The organism is Salipiger sp. HF18, from assembly GCF_011806505.1.
GTDB classification, from domain to species: Bacteria; Pseudomonadota; Alphaproteobacteria; order Rhodobacterales; family Rhodobacteraceae; genus Salipiger; species Salipiger thiooxidans.
In genome coordinates this window covers 1-8,231 of the sequence record NZ_JAATOS010000164.1, presented here as the reverse complement: position 1 = coordinate 8,231, position 8,231 = coordinate 1, and the positions used below count along the sequence as shown (strand labels likewise).

The 8,231-nt window shown below is 62.6% G+C and carries 9 protein-coding genes and 1 tRNA gene; 2 read left to right on the top strand and 8 right to left on the bottom strand.

Features of this window, described 5'->3' with window-relative positions; translation table 11 throughout:
• Positions 1-27 precede the first annotated feature (27 nt).
• Entirely contained in the window at positions 28-1,035 is a 1,008-nt protein-coding gene (locus tag HC022_RS14255; RefSeq protein WP_167452891.1) for a hypothetical protein, read from the bottom strand.
• 12 nt (positions 1,036-1,047) lie between these two features.
• Positions 1,048-1,518 carry a transcription elongation factor GreA gene (gene greA, locus HC022_RS14250; protein WP_008886901.1) on the bottom strand — a complete coding sequence of 157 codons (471 nt, stop codon included), beginning with the start codon at positions 1,516-1,518 and terminating at the stop codon, positions 1,048-1,050.
• Positions 1,519-1,864: 346 nt separating this feature from the next.
• Here greA and HC022_RS14245 point away from each other — a divergent pair, with 346 nt between their 5' ends.
• The gene (locus tag HC022_RS14245) at positions 1,865-3,508 is read left to right on the top strand and encodes an electron transfer flavoprotein-ubiquinone oxidoreductase (protein ID WP_167452890.1); all 1,644 of its coding nucleotides are present in this window, start codon (positions 1,865-1,867) and stop codon (positions 3,506-3,508) included.
• Positions 3,509-3,633: 125 nt separating this feature from the next.
• Positions 3,634-3,723 (top strand) — tRNA-Ser (locus HC022_RS14240).
• Positions 3,724-4,024: 301 nt separating this feature from the next.
• On the opposite strand, the gene HC022_RS28780 is transcribed toward HC022_RS14240, so the two are convergent.
• The 6 genes from HC022_RS28780 to HC022_RS14210 all read right to left on the bottom strand — a co-directional run.
• Entirely contained in the window at positions 4,025-4,165 is a 141-nt protein-coding gene (locus HC022_RS28780) for a hypothetical protein (protein WP_217703991.1), read from the bottom strand.
• 165 nt (positions 4,166-4,330) lie between these two features.
• Complete coding sequence (locus tag HC022_RS14230) at positions 4,331-5,656, bottom strand: recombinase family protein (protein WP_167452889.1); 1,326 nt, start codon at positions 5,654-5,656, stop codon at positions 4,331-4,333.
• Positions 5,653-6,108, bottom strand: coding sequence for a DUF2924 domain-containing protein (locus HC022_RS14225; RefSeq protein WP_167452888.1), 456 nt, complete (start codon positions 6,106-6,108; stop codon positions 5,653-5,655). Before HC022_RS14225 ends, HC022_RS14230 begins: the two co-directional genes overlap by 4 nt.
• Positions 6,109-6,670: 562 nt before the next feature.
• Positions 6,671-7,573, bottom strand: coding sequence for a helix-turn-helix domain-containing protein (locus HC022_RS14220; protein WP_167452887.1), 903 nt, complete (start codon positions 7,571-7,573; stop codon positions 6,671-6,673).
• A 1-nt stretch (position 7,574) separates the two neighbouring features.
• On the bottom strand, positions 7,575-7,760 hold the full coding sequence (locus HC022_RS14215) for an AlpA family transcriptional regulator (RefSeq protein WP_167452886.1): 186 nt from the start codon (positions 7,758-7,760) through the stop codon (positions 7,575-7,577).
• Positions 7,761-7,936: 176 nt separating this feature from the next.
• Positions 7,937-8,231 (bottom strand): hypothetical protein (locus HC022_RS14210; RefSeq protein WP_217703989.1); only part of this gene is annotated, 295 nt, incomplete at its 5' end.

Sequence of the window (8,231 nt, the reverse complement as noted above, 5' to 3'; positions counted from 1 at the left end):
TCCGGCCCTGCGCGGGCCGGAGGGGGCTCAGTCGAAGGTGCCCGCGACCCGGCCCAGCAGCATGAAGGCACGTGAAGAGCGGGTGTTGGCAAGTTCCGAGATCTCGGTGTCGCTGGCCTCGGGGGTGAAGCGCGCGACCGCCCGGTCGAAGAGCCGCAGGAAGTGGTGCGCCGCATCCCGGAAGATCGGGTCCTGCTTCATCCGCGCGCTGGTGAGCGCCAGCGACGAGCGGTCGCGCACGCCGCCCAGCGGCGCGATGGCGCGGCCACGGGTCCCCTCGGCAAAGGCGCGCCAGATCTCGGGGCGGGCCATGTCGGGGCGCAGGTCGTCCATGTAGATGCCGTCCTGCGACAGCAGCGTGAGCACGTCCTGGGCGGCCTGGATCAGCTGCGCCGACTGCCGGTCCTTCAGCGCCCGGCGCAGCGCCGAGAAACCCGCCTGGTCGTCGGCGGTCTCGGGGAAGTTCAGCGCCCGGATGAAATCGGCGTTGGCGACCGGCGGCTGCAGCGCCTCGGCGGGCGTGCCGAGCGACAGCGCCGGCTGGTCGTCGCCGGGCTGGGGCGCCGCGGCGGGCGGCGCGGCGGTTTGCGCCGGGGCCACCGCGCGGGTGGTGGCGAAGGTCGCCAGCGCGGTCTCGGTCTTGCGCTGCGCCGCCATGATCTCGTCGAGCTTCTTGGCGATCGCCTGCGCGCCCGGATCCTTCCGCCCCGCCTGCGCCTGCGCGATGTAGGCGTTGCGGATCGCGTCGATGGCGGTCTGCAGGCGGGCGCTTTCCTCGCGCATCACCCGGCTGGCCTTGGCAGCAGTCGCCGCGACCCAGATCAGCGCCACGGGGATGAAGACCACCATGATCGTCAGGACGAACTGCAGCGCGTCCGTCCCCTCGCCGGTATAGAGCATGAAGACCCCGGCCGAGAGCGCCAGCCACGCGACGCTGAGCGCCGCGGCCGTGATCTCGATGCCGTTGGGGCCGCCCTTCTGCGACCGGTCGTAGATTCCGATCGGGCTCTGGCGGCTGTCGTTGCTGTCGACCATCTGGAGCGGACCTTACTTGTAGTCGATGCTCAGGATCTCGTAGCTCTTCTCGCCGCCGGGCGTGCGCACCTCGACGCTGTCACCGGCTTCCTTGCCGATCAGGGCGCGGGCGATGGGCGACTTGATGTTGAGCAGGCCGCGCTCGATGCTGGCCTCGTGCTCGCCGACGATCTGCCACGTCTTCTCCTCGTCGGTGTCCTCGTCGACGACCTTCACGGTCGCGCCGAACTTCACCGCTCCCGATAGCGTGCGGGGGTCGATCACCTCGGCGAGACCCATGATCGATTCGATTTCCTTGATCCGGCCCTCGATGAAGCCCTGCTTCTCTCGCGCGGAATGGTATTCGGCGTTTTCCTTGAGGTCGCCGAGCTCGCGCGCCTCCGCGATCGCCTGGATCACGGCGGGACGCTCTTCGCTCTTGAGCTTCTTCAATTCGGTTTCGAGCGCGGTGAAGCCCGCGCGGGTGATCAGTATCTTTTCCAAGGAGGGGGCTCCTGAACGTACGGTTCGTGCATTCCAGTCTGAGTATCGCACATAACGTGTCTCCCCGCCCCCTCGTCAAGGTCCAGACCGGCACGCGCTTGCCGATTAGGTCGCGAAAACGGCGGAATCGCTGTCACGCTCCCTCGCGGGGCCGGTCCGGGCTGGTCCGCGATCGGTCCGGGGGCCCCGCGGGGGCGCAGCGTCGAGGCGCATGAAAACCCTGTCAGAAACGCACCAATGGTCGCTTGTGAGCGCTGCGACGCCGTGTTTTGATTGACCTTCGCTGCGCCGCCGCGTTAGGCCGAAGCGCAAGAAAATTTCACGGGAAGCCAGCGGAGGGGTCGGTATGTCCGGAATCGAGCGCGAGTCGATGGAATATGATGTTGTGATCGTCGGAGCGGGGCCCGCGGGCCTTTCCGCCGCGATCCGGCTCAAGCAACTGGATGCCGACCTGAGCGTCGTGGTGCTCGAGAAGGGCTCCGAGGTGGGCGCGCACATCCTGTCCGGGGCGGTTCTCGACCCCTGCGGGCTCGATGCGCTCATGCCAGACTGGAAGGAAAAGGGCGCACCGGTCAACGTGCCGGTCCGCGAGGACAAGTTCTACGTCCTCGGCGAGAGCGGCAAGCTCGGCATCCCGCACTGGCCGATGCCGCCGTTCATGTCGAACCACGGCAACTACATCGTCTCCATGGGCAACGTCTGCCGCTGGATGGCCGAGCAGGCCGAGGCGCTGGGCGTCGAGATCTTCCCGGGCATGTCCTGCTCCGAGCTCGTCTACGAGGGAGACCGGATCAAGGGCGTGGTTGCGGGCGAGTTCGGCCGCGAGGCGGACGGCACCCCCGGGCCGGGCTATGAGCCGGGCATGGAGCTGCACGGCAAGTACGTGTTCCTCTCCGAGGGCGTGCGCGGCTCGCTCGCCAAGGAGGTCATCGCGAAATACGACCTGTCCGCCGGCAAGTGCCCGCAGAAGTTCGGCCTCGGGATGAAGGAAATCTGGGAGATCGACCCGGCGAAGCACAAGGAAGGCCGCGTCGAGCACACCATGGGCTGGCCGCTGGGAAGCAACGCCGGTGGCGGTGCCTTCATCTACCACATCGAGAACAACCAGGTGTATGTGGGCTTCGTGGTTCACCTGAACTACAAGAACCCCTACCTGTTCCCGTACATGGAGTTCCAGCGCTTCAAGCATCACCCCCACGTGGCGGCGCTGCTCGAGGGCGGCAAGCGCGTGGCCTACGGGGCACGGGCGATCTCCGAGGGCGGCTACCAGTCGATGCCGAAGATGGTCGCGCCCGGCGTGGCGCTGCTGGGCTGCTCGGTGGGCATGGTCAACGTGCCGCGCATCAAGGGCAACCACAACGCCATGCTCTCGGGCAAGTCCGCGGCAGAGGCCGCCTTCGAGGCGATCCGGGCCGGACGCGAGGGCGACGAGCTCACCGCCTACGAGACCGAGGTGCGCGAGGGTGCCATCGGCAAGGACCTGTGGAAGGTGCGCAACGTCAAGCCGATGTGGTCGAAGTACGGGCTCGTGGGCTCGCTGACCATGGGCGGGCTCGACATGTGGACCAACCAGCTCGGCTTCTCGCTGTTCGGCACCATGGGCCACGGCAAGAACGATGCGGCCTCGACCGAGCCCGCGTCGCACCACAAGCCGATCGACTACCCCAAGCCCGACGGCAAGCTGTCTTTCGACCGGCTGACCAACGTGTCCTTCGCCTTCACCAACCACGAGGAAAGCCAGCCCTGCCACCTTCGGCTCAAGGACGAGGCGGTGCCGGTGGTGGTGGACTACACCAGCTTCGCCGGCCCCTCGCAGCGCTACTGCCCGGCAGGGGTCTACGAGTTCGTCGAGGAAGAGGGCGGCCCGCGTTTCGTCATCAACTTCCAGAACTGCGTTCACTGCAAGACCTGCGACATCAAAGACCCGGCCCAGAACATCACCTGGACGGTGCCCCAGGGCGGGGACGGCCCGAACTACCCGAACATGTGAGGCGGCGTCGGTTCGCGATGCTTTTCTACATACAACGATCCCAGAGCCCCGGTTTTGCCGGGGCTTTGATTTATCGGCGGATTGGCCCTTGCATCCGGGACATTCGATCCGCTAAAGGGGTCGGCGGAGAGGTGGCCGAGTGGTCGAAGGCGCACGCCTGGAAAGTGTGTAGGCGGGAAACCGTCTCGAGGGTTCGAATCCCTTCCTCTCCGCCACTCGCCCCTGCGAAAGCGTTCTCCCGATCCGGCTGCGGCCGGATTTTTTCGTTGTTTTCGAGGGTTATGCGGGTGGGGCTGAGCACTGCCCCCTGCGCCGGGAGGCCCGGAAGCGGTCTCTCAGGGGCGATATTCTCCGGACCTCATGACTGCGCCGATTTGGTGAATAGCTTGCAACTATCAGAAATATCTATATTTTTACGACGCGCCAGCTGAACACTTCGATGTCAGTGGCGTTCGTGAGAAGGAACCCGGATCGAACATTCAACAGGCGGATCATAGCCTTGCTGCGCTGGGTCAATCAGCGGGAAGAGCCGGTTTCCTTACCTTCTCTTACGTGTGCCGAAGCCTCGTTTTCACCGAGTTCGAGCGTGTCACCTACAGCCACCAGCCATTCTGCAAGACGGTCGGTGGCCACGGAAACCTGGTCGGGCTTACGCAAGGCACACTCCCAAATCGTCGCCACGCGCCAACCCTCATCAAGCAGCGCTCCGCGAACGGAGCTGTCCCGTGCAACGTTCGCCGCGAATTTGGCCTGCCAGAACTCCGAGCGCGTTGCGGGAGTGGTGGCGTAGCGTCACGGTGTCCGGGACCGGCGTCCTGCTGTTCATGCAGCCACCTCAATGCCGCCTGCAAGCATTTCACGCGCAAGGCTATGGAGACCGTCGACGCGGAGCCTGACGTTCAAGCCCTCCATACCGATGTCCACTCGCTCGACCAGCAGCGCCGTGATGCGCGCCTGCTCGGCGGGGAAGAGTTCATCCCACAGCGGGTCAAGTTGCTGCAGGGCCGTGCGGGCGTCGGCTTCGGTTATGTCTTCGGCGTGAGCACGGGCGGCCTTCCACGTGCCCGCCACGATTTCGGGTTGGCGAAACACGGCGCGGAGTTGGTCTAAGACGGCGGCCTCGATCTCACCGGCCGGCACGCGGCCAACGGGACACGATCCGGCGCCATGCTTCAAAACCGTCTGGCTGACATAGTAGCGGTAGAGCTTGCCGCCTTTCCGGGTGTGGGTCGGCGAGAATGCCGCGCTATCGGGGCCGTAGAGCAGCCCTTTCAGCAGCGCGGGCGTGTCGGCGCGTGTGCGGGCGGCGCGCTTGCGGGGGCTCTCTTTCAGGATCGCGTGGACTTTTTCCCAGATATCTCTGTCGATGATTGCGTCATGTTCGCCGGGGTAGCTATCGCCCTTGTGCACCGCTTCGCCAATATAGGCGCGGTTGTCCAGCATTCGGTACAGGTACTTCTTGTCGATCCGGTTGCCGCGCGGTGTGCGGATGCCCCGATTTGCAACCTCGCGGGCCAGCTCTGTGCCCGACCCGATCTCGAGGAAGCGGGCGAAGATCCAGCGGACGTGTTCGGCGCGCTTGTCGTCGATTAGCAACTTCCTGTTTTCAACGCGGTAACCGTAAGGCGGCACACCACCCATCCACATGCCCTTCTTCCGGCTCGCGGCGACCTTGTCGCGGATGCGCTCGGCCGTCACCTCACGCTCGAACTGGGCGAAGGACAGCAGGATGTTCAGCGTCAACCGGCCCATGGACGTCGTCGTGTTGAAGGACTGCGTCACCGACACGAAGGTCACGCCGTTCCGGTCGAACACCTCGACCAGCTTGGCAAAATCGGCCAGCGAGCGGCTGAGACGGTCGATCTTGTAGACCACGACAACATCGACGAGCCCGTCCTCGATATCCGCCATCAATTGCTGCAGGCCCGGGCGGTCCAGCGTGCCGCCGGAGATACCGCCGTCGTCATACTGATCGCGGACCAGCACCCATCCTTCGGAGCGTTGACTGGCGATGTATGCCTCGCAGGCCTCTCGTTGGGCGTGGAGCGAATTGAACTCCTGCTCCAGCCCTTCCTCGGAGGATTTCCGAGTGTAGACCGCGCAACGCAGCTTGCGCACGACCTTCGATCTTTCGGGCGGCTTCGTCATGTCCGCCCCCTGTGGTTCTTCAGGCCGAAAAAGACCCAGCCGTTCCAGCGCGTGCCGGTGATGGCCCGCGCGATGGCCGAAAGCGACTTTGAGGGTCGCCCCTGCCACTCGAAGCCATCGGCCGTGACCGTGACGATATATTCGACACCCTGCCATTCGCGCAGGAGGCGCGTGCCAGTGATGGGACGGTCGCGGTCGAGGCGCATGCCGCGCTTCTTCTTGTCTCCGCCGTCAAGTTCCTCGCCCAGCATCTCCAAACGCCGAATGGTCTCCAGCTTCAGCCCGCCATAGGCCAGTTCCTGGATGCGGTACGCCAGTCGGCTCTCAAGGTAGCGGCGGTTGAACGGGGGCGGCTCGCTGTCGAACAGGTCACGCCATTGCTGCTTCAGGTCCGGCGTCGATGTTGTCTTGAGCGCGGCCAGGCGGGCGGGAATGGAATCTTGATTGGTCATGCGGTCTCCAACTGAGCTGAGGGAATGGGCGCTCAAATCGGTCCAAAAGTGTAGATCCATGCCGTTATTCATTTGCTGTGCCTCATCAACGCCGCTGCCCTATTTGGCCTGGTTTCGGTTGCGAAGACGGATCAGTCCCAGCGCGAGAAGGGCGCATAGTTCTCGCCGACGCTCTGTGGGCGTTAGCATCGCGACTGGTACGGGGTTGGAACCATAGGTCAGATTGTCCATCGCGCCTCTTCCTCAGGCGCAGCCCAGCGCCCTGCTATCGCTGAGGTTTCATCGCCAAGATTCCATTTGACTGGGGGCTGCCTGCCCGTGGCGTGGAATTGGGTGCATTGAATGCCGGGGCGCATCCGAGCGGCAAGCTCCAGTTCCGAAACAGGTGCGAACCTTTTGTCCACAAATGCGAACCTGCGAACCCCAAGTGCGAACCCAAAATTGTTATCTCGAACTAGGGAGTTCGCGGGCTTTCGCCCCCCGCATACGGACGTGGCGCCGAAGGACCCAAAGAGGGGGGTAAAGTCTAGGCAGGAGACCGTTGCTGCTTGGAGCCGTCGCATCAGTGATCATCTCCTGTTTTTGGGACCCGCTTGCTCGTCGCGACAGAGCGCAACACACGGTTCATTTCCCGAGAGACGTCGGCCTTGACCTCCGATGGCGCCGGGTATGGCGCGTTTTTTCCTTCACTGGCAGAGCGGGTATTCGCGCCCAGGCCGTTCGTTTCGGAATTGCCCTGCTTGTCTTTTCGCGCCTCTACGCGCTTGCGTATCGGATCCGCGAAATAATGCCAGGAGTGCAAGATGGGGACGGCACCATCGCGTTTCCCCATCATTCTTAGGACCGGAAGTACGTCCGTTTCGAGAACAAACCCCATGTCGAGCAGTTCCAACAAGGTGTCTGACCGCCGACGCAAATACCTGCAGTTGCTCTCATCAGCCCATGGATCCAAGGCAGCTAGACAATGCTCCAGCAAAGCCATTTCAACGCCTTCTGTAGTAGTATTTAGTTCATTGGTACCTATTCTATGGCCCGAATTTTCTTCTCTGGCCCCCTGCATTTTTTGCAGGTTGGAGCGCGCATGGATCAGAGATTCAAGCGCATCCTCCTTGATAAATTTGCCGTATTTCGGATGGCCTGATGGGGGAATTCGGGTGCGATCTGGCCAGGCTGAGATCAGTGTGACACTCGATACTTGTCCTTTCTTTGGGGTATAGCGCCCGATCCGACGGATCAATTTTCTGCCGACCAAAATGGAGAAATGACTGTCGATCGTCCTCTTGCTACAGCCGAGGATGTCAGAGAGTTTGCCACGGCTGACGTGGCAGCATCCAAACTCATCAGACCGGCGCGCCAACTCCAGAAACAACGAGCGCGTGTTCTTGACCAGCCCTTCCGAGCCCAAGGCCCACCGATAGGCTTTCAAATTCACGTATTCCGAATTTCCTCTTTGCGTTCTGCGCATCTTACTGCTCCGGCTGGAAACGGCTCTCGAGCCAAGCCTGAACGTCAGCGCGTCTCCAGCCTACAGCTCGTTTGCCGAGTTTGATCGGTGCAGGGAAACGACCTTCGGCAACTGCCAGGTAAATCCAGCTTCGGCCCATGCCGACAGCTCTCATGACCCTCGGAAGCCTCCAAATCTCTTCGTCCATGTTCGGGTTCCTTTCGATCTCGGTGGTTCGAAAGGAATGCTGCTGGATCCTGAACGAAATGTCGTAGACTGACTAATCAGCCGATTTAATAACCCATTTGAATCCTCTGGGTTCGCACTTCGGCAGGGTCAGATTTAGTTTCTCGACCTTCGGTTCCCATACGTTTTGGGCAATGATCAAAAAAGATCGTCCTGAGCAGCGTTTTGGGTGAGATAGATGCGCTTGATCGTCGAATAGCCCTGCGGCCTCCTTCTGAGATTGGCCATGGCTCTGGCTACTACATCACAGGCGCTGATGCCGGTGGACTCAGATTCGCTACGCATGGGATTTAAATGGTGAGTATCGATCAGGTCGATAATCACTGCATAGATCAAGCTGTTCAGGAGGTCCCCTTGATAGTGCCCCCGCGCGTGGTGTAGGAGCGTGGACCTTCGGAGAGGTCCGAGTCTGATCAGGATGCCACGGCGGGCA

Coding starts and splice junctions, on each gene's coding strand:
- HC022_RS14255 (WP_167452891.1), bottom strand. CDS start 1,035: ATGGTCGACAGCAACGACAGCCGCCAGAGCCCGATCGGAATCTACGAC.
- HC022_RS14245 (WP_167452890.1), top strand. CDS start 1,865: ATGTCCGGAATCGAGCGCGAGTCGATGGAATATGATGTTGTGATCGTC.
- HC022_RS14230 (WP_167452889.1), bottom strand. CDS start 5,656: ATGACGAAGCCGCCCGAAAGATCGAAGGTCGTGCGCAAGCTGCGTTGC.
- HC022_RS14225 (WP_167452888.1), bottom strand. CDS start 6,108: ATGACCAATCAAGATTCCATTCCCGCCCGCCTGGCCGCGCTCAAGACA.
- HC022_RS14220 (WP_167452887.1), bottom strand. CDS start 7,573: ATGCGCAGAACGCAAAGAGGAAATTCGGAATACGTGAATTTGAAAGCC.
- HC022_RS14215 (WP_167452886.1), bottom strand. CDS start 7,760: ATGGACGAAGAGATTTGGAGGCTTCCGAGGGTCATGAGAGCTGTCGGC.